The sequence below is a fragment of the Azohydromonas lata NBRC 102462 genome, assembly GCF_001571085.1.
GTDB lineage: Bacteria > Pseudomonadota > Gammaproteobacteria > Burkholderiales > Burkholderiaceae_C > Azohydromonas > Azohydromonas lata.
On the sequence record NZ_BCTC01000143.1, the window covers coordinates 1 to 14417 of the forward strand.

The following is a 14417-nucleotide window of genomic DNA, read 5'->3' on the forward strand; positions in this document are numbered from 1 at the left end:
CCGACATCGAGCGCGTGCGCCTGGGCATGGGCAGCGACCCGCGCATCGGCTACAGCTTCCTGTACGCGGGCGCGGGCTACGGCGGCTCCTGCTTCCCCAAGGACGTCAAGGCGCTGCTGCACGCCGCCGCGGCCCAGGGCCAGGCGCTGCGCGTGCTCGACGCCGTGGAGCGCGCCAACGACCAGCAAAAGCTCGTCCTGGTGGACAAGATCACCGCGCGCTTCGGCGCCGACCTCGCCGGCCGCGTCTTCGCCCTCTGGGGCCTGGCCTTCAAGCCCGGCACCGACGACATGCGCGAGGCGCCCAGCCGCGTGCTGGTGCAGCAACTGCTGGCGCGCGGCGCGCGCGTGGTGGCCTACGACCCCGTGGCCATGGACGAGGCGCGGCGCGTCTTCGGCGACAACCCCGGCATCCGCTACGCGGACAGTGCCGCGGCCGCGCTGCAGGACGCCGACGCGCTGGTGCTCATCACCGAGTGGCGCGAGTTCAAGAGCCCGGACTTCGACGCGCTGCGTACCCGGCTGCGCCAGCCGGTGGTGTTCGACGGCCGCAACCTGTTCGAGCCGGCGCTGATGCGCGCCATGGGCCTGGAGTACCACGGCATAGGCCGCAGCGCCGCCGCGCAGCCGGCCGGCGAAGGAGCGGCGTCGTGAGCAGCTTCCTGCCCTTTGCCCTGCCGGAAATCGGCGAGGAGGAGATCGCCGAGGTCGTGGACACGCTGCGCTCCGGCTGGATCACCACCGGTCCGAAGGCGCGCCGCTTCGAGCAGGCCTTCACCGAGTTCCTGGGCGACGCGTCGCTGCAGTCCATCGCCGTGAACTCCGCCACCGCCGGGCTGCACCTGGCGCTGGAGGCGCTGGGCATCGGCCCCGGCGACGAGGTCATCACCACCACCCACACCTTCACGGCCACCGCCGAAGTCGTGCGCTACCTGGGCGCCGACGTGAAGCTGGTGGACGTGGACCCGGCCACGCTCAACATCGACCCGGCCGCGGTGGAGGCCGCCATCACCCCGCGCACCAAGGCGCTGCTGCCCGTGCACTACGCGGGCCTGGCCGCCGACATGCCGGCGCTGCTGGACATCGCCCGCCGCCATGGCCTGAAGGTGGTGGAGGACGCCGCGCACGCCTTGCCGACCACCAGTGGCGGGCGGCTGATCGGCACGCTGGAGAGCGACGCCACCGTCTTCAGCTTCTATGCCAATAAAACCATGACCACGGGCGAGGGCGGCATGCTGGTGACGCGCGACCCGGAGCTGGCCAGGCGCGCGCGCGTGATGCGGCTGCACGGCATGAGCCGCGACGCCTTCGACCGCTTCACCGCCACGGTGCCGAGCTGGTACTACGAGATCGTCGCCCCGGGCTTCAAGTACAACCTGACGGACATCGCCGCCGCGCTGGGCCTGCACCAGCTGGCGCGCGCGCGGGGTTTTCAACGGCGCCGCGCCGAGATCGCCGCCGTCTACGACGCCTGCTTCGCGGATCTGCCCGTCATCACCCCGCCGCAGCCGCTGGCGGGCGACGCGCACGCCTGGCACCTCTACGTGCTGCGCCTGGCCGAGGGCGCGCCGCTGCAGCGCGACGCGCTGGTGACCGCCCTGTTCGAGGCCGGCATCGGCTGCAGCGTGCACTACATCCCGCTGCACCAGCACCCGTACTGGCGCGAGCGCTACGGCCTGAAGGCCGAGGACTTCCCCCACAGCCAGCACGCCTACGAGCGCATGGTCAGCCTGCCCATCTACACGCGCATGACCGACGAGGACGTGCAGCGCGTGGTGGCGGCGGTGCGGGGGGCGCTGGGCTGAGCGGGCAGTGCATGGACATGGCAAAGCGTCTCTTCGATCTGGCCGTCGCCGCCTTGGCGCTGCTGCTGCTGGCGCCGCTGCTGCTGGGCGTCGCCCTCTGGATACGGCTGGACTCGCCCGGCCCGGCGCTGTTCCGGCAGGAGCGGGTGGGGCGGCACGGCCGCACCTTCCGCATCCACAAGTTCCGCACCATGCGCACCGACGCCCCCGGGCTGCTGCTCACCGTTGGGCGCGACGAGCGCATCACCCGCGCCGGGCGCTGGCTGCGCTCGCGCCGGCTCGATGAGCTGCCCCAGCTCCTGGACGTGCTCAAGGGCGACATGAGCCTGGTCGGCCCGCGCCCCGAGGTGCCGCGCTACGTGCGCCACTACCCGGCGGCGCTGCGCGAGCGCGTGCTCTCGGTGCGCCCGGGCATCACCGACCCCGCCTCGCTCGCGCACCTGGACGAGGACGCGCTGTTGGCGCACGCGGCCGACCCCGAGCGCGCCTACATCGAGCAGGTGCTGCCGGCCAAGCTGGCGCTGGCCGCGGACTACGCCGCCGCCGCCACGCTGGCGTCGGACCTGCGCATCCTGCTGCGCACGCTGCGCATGCTGGCCGCGCGATGAGCGGCGCCGCCCTCTGGAGCCGCGCCCAGCGGCTGCTCACGACCGCGCGGGCGCGGCGCGAGACGCTGTCCATGGTGGTCGACGGCGTGGTCATCGCGCTGGCGTGGAACGCGACTTACCTCTTCCGCCTGGGCTTCGAGCGCTGGTGGAGCGCGCGGCCCGCCTACGACCCGGCGGTGATGGCCGGCGTCATCGCGCTGTACCTGGCCGTGTTCGCGCTGCTGGGCATTCCGCGCTCGATGTGGCGCTTCGTCGGCCTGGGTGAGCTGCGCCGGCTGGCCACGGCCTGCTTCAGCGCCGGGGCGGCGGGCGCCGTGGTGGTGCTCATGGCCCACCTGCACGAGGTGCCGCGCGCCGTGCTGGCGCTGCACCCGCTCATGAGCCTGCTGGGCGTGTGCGCCGTGCGCGTGGGCTACCGCATGCTCTACGAGCACATGCGCCAGAGCGCCGGGGGCAACGGCGGCACGGCCGCCGCGCAGCGGCGCGCGCTCATCATGGGCGCGGGCGAGGCGGCGCGGCTGCTGCTGTCGGCCATACACCGCCAGGGCTGGCGCGTGGTGGGCCTGCTGGACGACGACGCGGCCAAGCAGGGCGCGCGCATCGCCGGCGTGCAGGTGCTGGGCCGCCTGGAGGACGTGGCCCGCGAGGACGTGCGCGGCGAGGCCACGCACCTGATCATCGCCATGCCCGGCGCGCCCGACACCGTGCGCCGCCGTGCCCTGGAACTGGCCGCGGCCAGCGGGCTGCGCGTGCTGACCATGCCCACGCTGGAGGAGCTGCGCCACGGTGCCAGCCCCGTGGACCGGCTGCGCAAGGTCGAGGCCGAGGATCTATTGGGCCGCGACCCCGTGCTGCTGGACGAGGCGGGCATCGCCGAATCGCTCAACGGCAAGACGGTGCTGATCACCGGCGCGGGCGGCTCCATCGGCAGCGAGCTGTGCCGGCAAGTCGCGCGCTACGGCCCGGCGCGGCTGGTGCTCTACGAGCTCAGCGAGTTCAACCTCTACAGCGTCGAGCAGGAGCTGTCGGACCGCTTCGCGCACCTGCCGCTGGTGCGGCTGGTGGGCGACGTGAAGGATTTGTCCCACCTGCGCGCCACCTTCGCGCGCTGGCGGCCGCAGGTCGTCTTCCATGCCGCGGCCTTCAAGCACGTGCCGCTGATGGAGGAGAACAACGCCGGCGCCGCGCTGCGCAACAACACGCTGGGCACCCACCACGCGGCGCTGGCCGCGGCCGAGGCGGGCGCCGAGCGCTTCGTGCTGATCAGCACCGACAAGGCCGTGAACCCGACCAACGTGATGGGGGCGACCAAGCGCGCGGCCGAGCTGGTGGTGAGCCACCTGGCCGGGCAGTTCCCGCGCACGCGCTTCATGGCCGTGCGCTTCGGCAACGTGCTGGGTTCCAGCGGCAGCGTGATCCCGAAGTTCAAGGAGCAGATCGCCCGCGGCGGCCCGGTGACGGTGACGCACCCGGACATCATTCGCTATTTCATGACCATCCCCGAGGCGGCGCGGCTGGTGCTGCAGGCCGCCGCGATTGGGGAGAGCGGCCAGGTGCTGGTGCTGGACATGGGCGAGCCCGTGCGCATCGTGGACCTGGCGCGGCAGCTCATACGGCTGGCGGGCATGACCACGCAGGAGGTGCCCATCGTCTACAGCGGGCTGCGCCCGGGCGAGAAGCTGTTCGAGGAGCTGCTGGCCGACGACGACACCACGCTGCCCACGCGCTTCGAGCGGCTGCGCATCGCGCGGCTGAACGACGCGGCCGCGCGCGAGCGCGTGGCCCCCTGGCTGGCGCGCTGCGAGGCCGCGGCCGGCGCGGGCGACGCCGCCGTGCGCGAGTGCCTGCGCGAGCTGGTGCCGGAGTTCAGGAGCGGGGGCTGAGGCCGATGGGGCCCCTGCCCCTGATCGCTGAAAGCGGGCGCGCGGCCCACGCCAGCGCTTTTTCCGTCAGATGCCGCTGAGGTAGCGCAATGCGCTGGTGAGGTGCCAGCGCAAGTGCCGCATGCTGCGGTGGCTGGCGCGTTGGGCGTCGTGGACAACACGTACCTGCGGCTGCAGCAGCACGCGCCAGCCCTTGCGCCACAGGCGCGCGCAGATGTCCACGTCCTCGAAGTACATGAAAAAGCGCCTGTCGTCGAAGCCGCCCACTTCCTTGAACGCGTCGGGGCGGAACAGCACGAACATGCCCGCGGTCCAGTCCACCACGATGGGCTGTTCCCCCCAGCGGTAGTCCGGCTCTCGCCGGCGCAGCAGCACACGGCGCGCAAGCCGGGCCACGGTGGGGAAACGGCGCACGCTGTCTTCCACGCGGCCCTGGCCGGAGAGCACCACGGGCGCCACCGCGGCCACCCGGGCCTGATCGAAGCACTGCAGCAGCGGCTGCAGGTCGCGGGCCTGCAAGCGGATGTCGGGGTTGACCACGGCAAAGAAGCTGCCACGGCACTGCGCGAAGGCAGCGTTGTGGTTGGCGCCGAAGCCCTTGGGCGCCGCGTTGCGCAAGATGCGCACGGGAAAGGGGTGGCCCTGGTAGGGTGCCTCGTCCTCCGGCAGGTTGAGGGTGACGACAACTTCGAAGCTCGGCTCTTGCAGCCCGGCCAAGTCGGCCAGCAGCGAAGCGATCAGCGCGCCCTGTCCATGGCTAACGATGGACAGGCTCAGCAGCGGGGCAGGTGGGTTCATTCGGAAAGGTGCGCAGGGGGCGCCGGTCAGAGCTCGTGGGTCAGCTGGCGCATGAGCGCGTGCCAGTCCGCCGCATACGGGGCGTCCGGCGGGGCTTGCCGCACCGGCTCGAAGGGCTTGTGGCCGCGCGCCACGGCAGCCATCAGCCTTGCCAGCGCCGGCGCGTCGTGCGGCGCGAAAAACGCCACGCGATCCCAGGTGCCCACGGTCTCGCGCGCGTAAGGCAGGTCAGCCACCAGCAATGGCAGCCCGGCCTGCTTGGCCTCGGTGATAGGCAGCCCCCAGGTTTCTACGCGCGAGGGAAACAGCAGGCAGTGCGCCTGCGCATAGTGCTGCTGCATCTGCGCGCGGTTCAGGCGGCCGCTCCAGTGCAGGCTGCGCAGATGGCCGAAACGCCGCTTGAGCCAGCGGGCATAGCGGTTCTCGCTGCCGTCCAGCGTCCAGTGCACGCTGCCCTGCCATGCCGTATCGGCTTCCAGGATTTCCAGCGCCCGTCCAACCACCTCGAAGTTCTTGAAGCAGCGGGCAATGGCGGGGTAGAAAAACACGGGCGGTCCGTCACGCCTTGCCGGCGTCGCCGGCACCGCCGATGTCGCCTCTCCGGCAGGGTGGGCCACGATGACGCTGCTCACGCCGTAGCGGCGCTCAAACTCCTGCCGCAGCCATGCCTGCTGTACGACCACGAAGCGGTTGCGCCGGATGAAAGCGCTGTACAGCCGTCCGTACAGCAGCGAGAACGCCAGGAACTTGGGCTCGAACCAGATGTCGCGCAGCGACGGCCGGGAAAATGGCGCCGGATTGTGGCAGTACACCGCTTGACGCCGTGCCTGCACGCGCGGCGTGACGTCGTGCAGCGACAGCCACAGGTCCGCCCGCAGCGCGCGCGACACCCGCTCAAAACCCCACCACTCCAACGCCACGCGGCGCAGCCAGCTCGTCTTGGTGCGTGGATAGGCCATGACCTGCACGCCCGGCGTGTCGATGAGCGCGCCGTCATGGGCCATCACCACGACCCGCCAGCCCGGCAGGGCCGCAGCCGCCTGAACGCAGTCGCGCAGCACAGTCAGCGGCCCGCCCTCGGTGAAATTGACGGCCGAGATGACCAGCGTCTTCATGGCCGCGGCACCCGTACCCAACGTCCCAACGCCTGATCAAACCGCTTGACGACCACGGCCGGCGCTCCCACGGCGATGGAATATGGCGGTATGACGCCCTTGACCACCGCCCCGGCGCCAATGACGCAACCCTTGCCGATATGGCTGCCCGGCAAAATGCAAACGTTTTCGCCAATCCACACGTTATCTTCTATGGTCACCGGTTGCGCATGCAGGGTGCGAATATCGGGCGCTTGCCCGGGATCGCTGTTCTCAACATCTTCGGCATAATTTCCATGCCCATGGTCCGTAATAAATACCCTGCTGGCAATCAGAACATTGTCGCCTATGTGAACTTTTTCAAGGGCTCCAATATGCACGAAATCGTTGAGCTGGACATTCCGGCCAAAATAAATGCAGCCCGGTGCGCCAAAGGCGTCCAGGCGCACCAGGTAACCGCAGGTGAAGCCGGCGCCAAAATAAATTTGCCGCCTGCCGCGCAGAAAAATCGGCAGGCGGACGAGGCGGGCCTTTCCAAAAAAAATCCGGGTGTGTATGAGGCACATCAGCAGCCAGAGCGACTGCACGATGCCATAAGTGCCGGAAATGCCGCGGCCGGAATTGCCTTTCATGTGCGGTCAATACTTTTGTGAAAAGTCGCTCAAATGCGACGGACCAAGAGTAGCATCATGGCGCCCATTGGAAAAAACTCGAAGGCATTGACGCTGACCAGCGCACCCAATACCAGGACGAGCGCGGGAAGCGCCCGGGATGATCGCTTGTTGCGAAACGTCGCGGCAATCAGCAGAGACATGAGAATGGCGAGCAGCACAATGCCCGGCAGGGCACCTAGGTTTCCAAATACGGCACCAAAAGTGGATTCCAGCGAGCGGTAACCGGCGCCGCCCAGCATGATGCCCGCGGACGTGGTTCCGCCAAAATCACTGGATATGATGCCGCTTTCGCTGGCGCCACTTTCAAAAAGCTGCAGGCGGTTGAACAGCGACCTGTCCACAATGTCCTGTCCCCGGGGCGAAAAAAGCACGGCAACATAAAGGGCCAGCAGGCTGATGCTGATAGTTATGACCAGACCCAGCATGTTGACCTTGATCAGTTTAAATTCGCTTGCGAGCAGCACAGCAAATATGATCATGGCCGTAGCGGAATCGGAAAGGCTGATGGTCGTGGTCAGGAGCAGAAAAGCCAGCGTGCGGAACGCTCCGCTGACCTGACCGTCTGCATGCGCACGGCTGATATACAGCGTGCACGCCGTCATGAGGATGGACGAAGCGGACGGGAGGAAAAAGATTCCTGGTGCACGCGACAACATGTCATCTTCGCCCATGAAGAACAGTGGCGGAAAAAGAAACCTCTGTATCAATTGCGCGGCGACGTTGACGCACATGACCGCCAGCAGATAGCGGGCGCCTTTGCGGGTGAAATCCTGCCTGGGGACGCTGTAGGCCACCGCCACCGCCAACACGGCCGGAAAATACCAGCGAAATCCGAACAAAACCTTGAGCGTGCCCACCGAGAAAATGGTGTACAACACCGGCACCAATACCAGCAATGCTGCGATGAAAAATACCACGACTGTTCGCGCAGTGTGGCGTGCCAGCAGCAGGCAAAATATCAAAAGATAAAAAACGTCCTTCAACACCTTGAGGTATGAAAGCGGTCCCACCTCGAGGCCGGTCGAGAAGCCACCGGTCTGCAAATAATAAAAGTCCGGAGATGCAATGAAAAATGCAAGCAACAGGCTTGTCAGCAGGAGATTGCGTTCAAGTGTGGCCATGATCAATGGTTTTTCGCGGTTTCGCCAGGCGCCTGCGTAACGGCACGGCGAAGCATATATTTTGAATAAGCCCACCAGTAATCCATGTGCGCTGCGGCAGGCAAGCGCGCACCCGTCATGAGCTTGGCCCTGCGCGTCTCGCGCAAGGCTTTCAGTGCATTTTGAGTGCTGGTCCCGCCCGCGCCCATTGTCACGGTGATGGCATCAATGAAGCCGGCTCGCAGTGAGGCTCCCGGCCGCAGCAAGAATTCATAGTCCGCAGTGATGCGAAACGATTCATCATAATGACCATAGCGCTCAAACAGCGAACGCTTGTGCATGGAGCCCACATGCGCCACCGCCATGTAGCGCTGGAATTCACTCCACTTCCATGGCCTGCCGATCAAGCGTGGCGGCTGGCTTGCAAATTGAACCCGCGACGACCAATATTCAACATCCGGTGCATCGAGTACCGCCTTCCGGTAAGCGCTTAAATAATTGTCGTTGACGGTATCATCGGCGCCAATGAAGCCGATGTATTGGCCCTTGGCTCTTTTCAATCCTTTGTTCCATGCGTTATAAATGCCCTTGTCGGGCTCGCTGGTCCAATAAGCTAGCGAGCTGGAATATTGCTTGATCAGGTCCACAGAGCCATCACTGGAACCACCGTCAATCACGATGTATTCCACGTCCGAGCCAAGCTGTGCCGCGATGCTGCGCAGCGTGGCCTCCAGGGTCGGCGCTGCGTTGTAAACGGCTGTGATGATGCTGAAAACAGGGGCCGGGCCTTGAGGCGGATTCATGACAAACCAGAACCGGTGAAATTGGAAAATGCCTCGCCGCGGAGCAGGCTGCTGTAGAGCGACTGATATTGTGCGACCACCACCGTACCGGCATGGTCGCGTTCGGCCTTGGCGCGTATGTGCTCGCGGGACCAGGGCTGTGCCAGGGCCTGCGCCAGCGCAGTGGTCAGGTCCTGCGAGTTGCACGACTGCGCCAGATGGCCCGTGACGCCATGTTCGATCAGGTCCGTCATGCCGCCCAACGCAAAGGCCACGCACGGCGTCGCGCAGGCCAGCGCCTCCACCAGCGTGTTGGGCAGGTTGTCCTGCAGCGATGGCGCCACGAAGACGTCGGCGGCGTTGTACAGCAGCGCCAAGCTGATGTCGTCATGCAGGCTGCCCAGGTAGCGTGCGGGCAGGCCCAGGTCCGGCGCGCGCTGCGGCTCGTGGGCTCCGAACACCAGCAATTCCACGCTTTCGCGCATGCCTGGCTGTTGCGCCAGCGCCTGCAGCGCGGGCTGCAGCAGGTGAAAGCCCTTGCGGCGGTCGCTCGTGCTCGACATGGCGCCAAACAGCACGTAGCGCTTGGCAGGGTCAAGGTTCAGCAGCGTGCGCGCCACTGACCGTTGCACAGGCTTGAAGGTCGCGGTGTCTATGCAGTTGGGGATCACCTGGCAGGGGCGCCCGCGCATCAGGGCGCTTTGCGCTGCGCACTGGGCCAGCCAGCGGCTTGGGCTCACGAGATGCAGCTTCAGCCCGGCCCAGGCCTTGCGCTTGCGGCGCCAAGCCCACGCGTCCAGGTCAGGTCCGCTGTAGCCGCCGGGCCGATTGGCGCAGCTGTAGCCTTGGCGGTAGCGGCCGGGGTGTTCCAGGTCGTCGTAGTGCTCGCTGCCGCACAGGGGCCACATGTCATGCATGGTCCAGCACAGCGGCTTGCGGATGCGGCCTATCTCCTCGATGGAGATCGTCTCGCCGCCCAACCAGTGAAGGTTCACGATGTCGAAGGGGCTGGCATTGATCCACTGCGCCAGCCCGCTCGAAAAAAGGTTGAGCGAGTGCGCCACGGGATTGCTGGGCGTGCGCTGGCGCGCGGCCAGGCGGGCGCTCAGGGCCTGTTTGCCTCGCTGCAGCGCCTGCCTCAGCCGGCTGTGCGGCAGCAGCACGTGCGGCATGGGCTCGCGCCGCCGCTGCACCAGCATGCAACTGTCCATGCCGCCGCGGCGCATGGCCTGGTGAAGCCGGAAGGCCGCGCGCGCGGCGCCGCCGTCCAGGTCGGACGCGCTCACGTGCAGTACGCGCACGGGCCTCATGCGCCCAGACCCTGGGGCTGCAGCGAAGGCAGCAGGGCCGGCAGGCCGCGACGCACGGCATCGGTGAACGAGGGCTCGAAACTTTGCGCTTGAGCGCGCGGCGCGGCTAGCAACTGCTCAACCTCGCGGACGATGAAGTCGGCCTCCAGCTCCGCCAGGTTCTGGTGGGCAACGCCGAAACGCTGCGCCAGCGCCTGCACCTTGCCGCGTCCGAGCGTGTAGTCGATCGCCAGGGCAGGCACCTGCAGCCCCAGTGCAAACACCAGGGAGTGAAAGCGCATGGTCAGCGCCACGCTCGCCGAGGCAAAGGCCTCGCAATACTCCAGCGGCGACAGCTCAGCGCCCAGTAGCGAAAGGTCCAGCCGCGGCTGCAGCGCCTCATTGCCTCGGAACAGGCGCCGGTAGAACCAGCGGTCGTCGTCGCCAAAGTGGTTGGTGCACATGGGCAGCGGACGGATCACCAGGTCCGCATGCCGTGCGGCCAACTGCTCCAGCGCCTGCGTCACGGCCACCTCGTAGCGTTGCTTGGCCTGCAGGCACTGCGCCGTGTTGAGGTGGCGCGCATACGTGGCGTAGGGAAAGTCGCGCAGGCCCAGCAGCAGCACCTTGCGCCCGCCGGCCGGGGCGCGCTGCAGCCGCCCGCGCTGCTCGTGCAGCCATGTGAAGGCCGGGTCTTCCGCAACGATGTCCCTGGCCGTGTCCACCCCCAGCCCCGCGGCCAGCTCGCGCGAGCGCGCGTCGCGGTAGATGCGCAGTGAGGCCAGGGACAGGATGTTCCTGATCGAAGCGTTGTGCCACGGCTCGCCCAGCGGGCCCACCCCGCAGCCGGCCACCATGGTGGCCACGTTGCGCGCATGGGCGGCGGTGAAGATGGCCTCCATCTCGGCCAGCTCGTGAATGGCCATGAGCGGACCGCCGCCAAACACCACCAGGTCCATGCCTGCCGCCAGGCGTATGCCCTGCTGCGGCTCCACGATGCGGCAGCCCTTGAGCTCATCCATCTGGCGCCGCGTCATCTCGCTGACGTAGGGGTGCAGCGCCACCAGCGTGACGTCGAGGGGCCCCAGCGTCTGGCGCAAGGCGTGCAGCACGCCGCCGAGAATGCCCTTGTCCCCTAGCGTCTCGGTGCCGTACCAGCCGCAAATCAGCACCCGCGCCGCTGGGCCGGCCGCGGCGGGCAGCGGCTGCGCCGCCAGCGCCTGCATGCGCGTGCGGCGCTGGGCAAAGTGGCGCCGGTTGCGCAGCTCGCCTACGTGGAGCCCGTCGTAGGCCTTGCGCAGCAGCGGCGCCACGCGCAGGCGCTGCGCTGCCTGCAGGCCCAATTGCCGCAGGTATTGCCCCTTGGGCGGAATGCCGACGTAGTCGTGGTGGCAGTCGGCGCACTTGGTGTCGATGATCTCGCGCAGGTGCGCGGCGTTGCCGAAGTACGCCTGCTCGCTGTCTTGCTCGTGGATGCGGCCCAGCACCTTGCTCTGCACGGCGCAGTACAGCAGCTCCCCCTTGGAGGTGATGGTGGCGCCGCGGTGCTGCCAGTCGCAACCAGCCTGGCGTGGTGCGTTGCGCACCAACTGGTCGATGAGCGAGCGGTAGAAGAACTTCTGGTGCGCGCTGGTCTCGTAATGCGCGATCAGGCCCTCCATGAACTCGGCCACGTGGTACTTGTCCGCGGCCGACAGCGCGTAAGGGTCGGCCAGGTTCTGCGTGTACAGCCGCTGGTGCGGCACGCCCAGGCGGTACTTGATGTACAGGTTCCGGCCTTGGCAGAACTCGAACAGGTCGGCCAGCCCATACACGTTGGCCTTGATGATGGTGCAGCCTATGCGCACGCTGGACACCAGCGGCGACGACTGCACGAAGTCGAGGACTTTCTTCGCGCGCTCGAAATTGCCGGGCTTGCCGCGCACGAGGTCGTGCATGTCCCCGTAGCCGTCCAGCGACACCATCACGTCAAGCTGCCCGCCATGCTTGCGCACGACGCTGCCCACCTCCGTGATGCGCTGCACGACCTCCTCGTGGCGGTAGGCGTTGGTGATCAGCGAAACGCCGCGCAGCTTGGGCAACTCCTCGAACAGCACGGCCGTGAGCTCGCCAAGATCCTTGCGCAGCGTCGGCTCGCCGCCGTTGAGGCCCACGCCGCTGACTTCACTGAACAGCGGATTGCGCAAGCCCTTGCGCAAGTCCTGCGGCGTGAGATCGTCCGACTTCTTGTTCTCCCAGATCCGGCACATCTGGCACTGCGAATTGCAGATGTCTATGACCGGAAACTGCAGCACTACCGGCTTTTCAAGCAGGAACGGACGCGCCTTGACGAGATACGAAATTGCCTTGATCTGAGTTTTGATTCCCACTGGAGTCTCGCAATTCGGGGTGCTGTGTCGTTGAACAAAGACGAATTACTGCGGCGGCTAACACCAGTCGGAACGATCGAAGAGGGCAGGATCGCGCTCAAGCGCGCGTACCACGCGGGCGGGAATACCGGCGGCGACCGATCCCGAGGGAATATCTCGGGTCACAACAGCGCCTGCGGCGATCACGACATCGTCGCCGACCGTGACACCGGCCAGAATGCTGACGTTCAGTCCGCACCAGACACGGTGGCCGATGCGCACCGGCGCCGCCTGGCCACGCATCGTCGTCACGTCGTGGCTGCCGGCGTTGATGGTGAGCCCCGCGGCCGCCATGAAGTCATCGCCAATGCTGATGGGCGCGTAGTTCCAGATCCTGGTGTCGTAGCCGAGCGCGCAGCGCTCGCCGAGCGTCAGGTTGCCGTTGGAGCGGATCATGACCAACGGGCCGCAATACACGTGCCGGCCGTGGCGTACACGCTTGAGACGCAGGTACAGGCGGCGGATGAACTGACGTTGCCTATGGTTGTCGGCCCACAGGAAGAACTCCAACCATGCACCGATCACGCAGCAGGTCACCAGCAGGCGATGGAAATGCTTCAGCAAGGCGCTCATTTCGCCCCTCGGGAGCCGGCCCCGCGCTGCAGCAACCACGTCAAGAGTGGCAGCAGCAACAGCGCGCGCAGCTTGATGCGGGCCATTGGTCGCATTGACGGCACGGTGATGTCGTACAGGAAGTAGGCGGTGGCAAATGACAGCAGCGTCCCGATGGCCGCGCCTTCAGCGCCGAATGCCGGGATCAGCATCAGGTTCGCACCGACGTTGACGCCCAGGCCCACCAGGCTGCGCAGCATGTTCTGGCGTGCCTTGCGTTCAGCCATCAGCCACGCGCCGGAGGTCTGCGCGAGCACGACGAACAGGCCGCACCACACCTGGATCAACAGCACGTCGGCAGCAGCCTCGTAGGCGCTGCCGAACAGCCGCGGCACCACCGGTGCCGCGGCCAGAGAGACAAGCAGCGCCACCGCGTAGGCGAGCAGCACCAGGATGCCCGTGAGATGTTCAATGCGCCGCAGGTAGGCAGGCCGGTCGCTCTCGCGCAGCGCGACGATGCCGGGAAATGAGGACGCCACGATGGCTACCGGCACGAAATACCAGATTTCCGTCAGACGCGCGGCGACCGCGAAGGTACCCACCGCGGCGGGCCCCAGCATGTGCTGCAGCATCACCTGGTCAAGCCGCATGAACAGGATGCCGCCAAGGCCGGCAATGATTTCCGGGGCGCTTTCTCCCAACAGCCTGCGGGCGTGTTCGCGGCGCACGGCCGACCAGCGCAGCCGTGGGCCATGGGCGCGGTACCACACCTGCAACAACGCCAGCGCCAGCAGCCCTTCCAGGAGGGCCAGCGCCGCAAAGGCAAGCACAGGCGCGCCGCCGAGCAGCAGGGCGATGCGCACGGCGGAGCCGAGCGCGAAGGCCACGAGCCGGGCCCGCGTGGCATGGTGGGACTCCACCTTGGACTGGAAATACAGGTCGGCGCAGTCGGCCGCGCTGAAAATGGTGCCGCCGGCCACCAGCGCAACCAGCAGCAGTTGCGTATCGCCGGACCAGGCCGTACCGGCCAGCGCGGCTGCGTACAGTACGCCGGCGGCACCGATACGCAGCGCAAAGGCGGTGCTGATCAGTCCCGCGGCCTGCTCCAGGTCGTCAGCGGCGGCCACGAGTTCGCGCACCAGGATGCGGTTCACGCCCAACGTGGCAACCACTGCGAAGATGCCGCTGTAGGCGATCGCATAGCTCAGCAGCCCAAAGTCCGTCGGCCCCAGGTGGCGCGCGGTCCAGACTCCCAGCACGAAAGTGACCGCCAGGCGCACTAACTGCTCGCCCATCAGCCAGCCGCTGTTGGAGAGGATGCGCCTGAAGTCGGCGTGGTTGCGCAGACGATGCAACGACGCGTGCAATGAGGACGATGCTGAGCCGTGCGGTCCGGCAGAGGTGCTCATTCGTGGTAGTCGTAAG

The 14417-nt window shown here is 67.2% G+C and carries 13 protein-coding genes; 4 read left to right on the top strand and 9 right to left on the bottom strand.

The window, feature by feature from the left end; genetic code table 11:
- From ALA01S_RS27990 to ALA01S_RS28005, 4 genes are all read left to right on the top strand, one after another.
- The coding region (locus ALA01S_RS27990) for a UDP binding domain-containing protein (protein WP_169806032.1) at nucleotides 1-653 on the top strand (653 nt) is incomplete at its 5' end.
- A complete protein-coding gene (locus ALA01S_RS27995; protein ID WP_066342550.1) occupies nucleotides 650-1804 on the top strand; it encodes a DegT/DnrJ/EryC1/StrS family aminotransferase in 1155 nt (384 codons plus the stop codon). The genes ALA01S_RS27990 and ALA01S_RS27995, both read left to right, overlap by 4 nt.
- A gap of 17 nt (nucleotides 1805-1821) precedes the next feature.
- Nucleotides 1822-2412: a sugar transferase gene (locus ALA01S_RS28000; RefSeq protein ID WP_066342558.1), complete on the top strand. Its 591-nt coding sequence runs from the start codon at nucleotides 1822-1824 to the stop codon at nucleotides 2410-2412.
- Nucleotides 2409-4295, top strand: a complete 1887-nt coding sequence (locus tag ALA01S_RS28005) for a polysaccharide biosynthesis protein (RefSeq protein WP_066342551.1) — start codon at nucleotides 2409-2411, stop codon at nucleotides 4293-4295. Before ALA01S_RS28000 ends, ALA01S_RS28005 begins: the two co-directional genes overlap by 4 nt.
- A 66-nt stretch (nucleotides 4296-4361) precedes the next feature.
- Here ALA01S_RS28005 and ALA01S_RS28010 read toward each other — a convergent pair whose 3' ends face one another.
- Genes ALA01S_RS28010 through ALA01S_RS28040 form a run of 9 tightly spaced genes read right to left on the bottom strand, consistent with a single transcriptional unit; the run spans nucleotide 4362 to nucleotide 14401 of the window.
- Complete coding sequence (locus tag ALA01S_RS28010) at nucleotides 4362-5093, bottom strand: glycosyltransferase (protein WP_084268022.1); 732 nt, start codon at nucleotides 5091-5093, stop codon at nucleotides 4362-4364.
- Nucleotides 5094-5119: 26 nt separating this feature from the next.
- The gene (locus ALA01S_RS28015) at nucleotides 5120-6208 is read right to left on the bottom strand and encodes a glycosyltransferase (RefSeq protein ID WP_066342552.1); all 1089 of its coding nucleotides are present in this window, start codon (nucleotides 6206-6208) and stop codon (nucleotides 5120-5122) included.
- On the bottom strand, nucleotides 6205-6819 hold the full coding sequence (locus ALA01S_RS35385; RefSeq protein WP_084268023.1) for a DapH/DapD/GlmU-related protein: 615 nt from the start codon (nucleotides 6817-6819) through the stop codon (nucleotides 6205-6207). The genes ALA01S_RS28015 and ALA01S_RS35385 overlap by 4 nt, the downstream gene beginning before the upstream one ends.
- A 29-nt stretch (nucleotides 6820-6848) precedes the next feature.
- On the bottom strand, nucleotides 6849-7982 hold the full coding sequence (locus ALA01S_RS28020) for a hypothetical protein (RefSeq protein WP_084268024.1): 1134 nt from the start codon (nucleotides 7980-7982) through the stop codon (nucleotides 6849-6851).
- Between the two features lie 2 nt (nucleotides 7983-7984).
- Nucleotides 7985-8764 (bottom strand): glycosyltransferase family 2 protein, encoded by a 780-nt coding sequence (locus tag ALA01S_RS32355; protein ID WP_084268025.1) that lies wholly within the window; start codon nucleotides 8762-8764, stop codon nucleotides 7985-7987.
- Nucleotides 8761-10053: a glycosyltransferase gene (locus ALA01S_RS28025; protein WP_084268026.1), complete on the bottom strand. Its 1293-nt coding sequence runs from the start codon at nucleotides 10051-10053 to the stop codon at nucleotides 8761-8763. Before ALA01S_RS28025 ends, ALA01S_RS32355 begins: the two co-directional genes overlap by 4 nt.
- A complete protein-coding gene (locus ALA01S_RS28030) occupies nucleotides 10050-12401 on the bottom strand; it encodes a polysaccharide pyruvyl transferase family protein (protein WP_157119334.1) in 2352 nt (783 codons plus the stop codon). Before ALA01S_RS28030 ends, ALA01S_RS28025 begins: the two co-directional genes overlap by 4 nt.
- Before the next feature lie 57 nt (nucleotides 12402-12458).
- Nucleotides 12459-13013 carry an acyltransferase gene (locus tag ALA01S_RS28035; RefSeq protein ID WP_066342556.1) on the bottom strand — a complete coding sequence of 185 codons (555 nt, stop codon included), beginning with the start codon at nucleotides 13011-13013 and terminating at the stop codon, nucleotides 12459-12461.
- Nucleotides 13010-14401, bottom strand: a complete 1392-nt coding sequence (locus tag ALA01S_RS28040; RefSeq protein ID WP_084268027.1) for a flippase — start codon at nucleotides 14399-14401, stop codon at nucleotides 13010-13012. Before ALA01S_RS28040 ends, ALA01S_RS28035 begins: the two co-directional genes overlap by 4 nt.
- Nucleotides 14402-14417 lie beyond the last annotated feature (16 nt).

Coding starts and splice junctions, on each gene's coding strand:
- ALA01S_RS28000 (WP_066342558.1), top strand. CDS start 1,822: ATGGCAAAGCGTCTCTTCGATCTGGCCGTCGCCGCCTTGGCGCTGCTG.
- ALA01S_RS28005 (WP_066342551.1), top strand. CDS start 2,409: ATGAGCGGCGCCGCCCTCTGGAGCCGCGCCCAGCGGCTGCTCACGACC.
- ALA01S_RS28010 (WP_084268022.1), bottom strand. CDS start 5,093: ATGAACCCACCTGCCCCGCTGCTGAGCCTGTCCATCGTTAGCCATGGA.
- ALA01S_RS28015 (WP_066342552.1), bottom strand. CDS start 6,208: ATGAAGACGCTGGTCATCTCGGCCGTCAATTTCACCGAGGGCGGGCCG.
- ALA01S_RS35385 (WP_084268023.1), bottom strand. CDS start 6,819: ATGAAAGGCAATTCCGGCCGCGGCATTTCCGGCACTTATGGCATCGTG.
- ALA01S_RS28020 (WP_084268024.1), bottom strand. CDS start 7,982: ATGGCCACACTTGAACGCAATCTCCTGCTGACAAGCCTGTTGCTTGCA.
- ALA01S_RS32355 (WP_084268025.1), bottom strand. CDS start 8,764: ATGAATCCGCCTCAAGGCCCGGCCCCTGTTTTCAGCATCATCACAGCC.
- ALA01S_RS28025 (WP_084268026.1), bottom strand. CDS start 10,053: ATGAGGCCCGTGCGCGTACTGCACGTGAGCGCGTCCGACCTGGACGGC.
- ALA01S_RS28035 (WP_066342556.1), bottom strand. CDS start 13,013: ATGAGCGCCTTGCTGAAGCATTTCCATCGCCTGCTGGTGACCTGCTGC.
- ALA01S_RS28040 (WP_084268027.1), bottom strand. CDS start 14,401: ATGAGCACCTCTGCCGGACCGCACGGCTCAGCATCGTCCTCATTGCAC.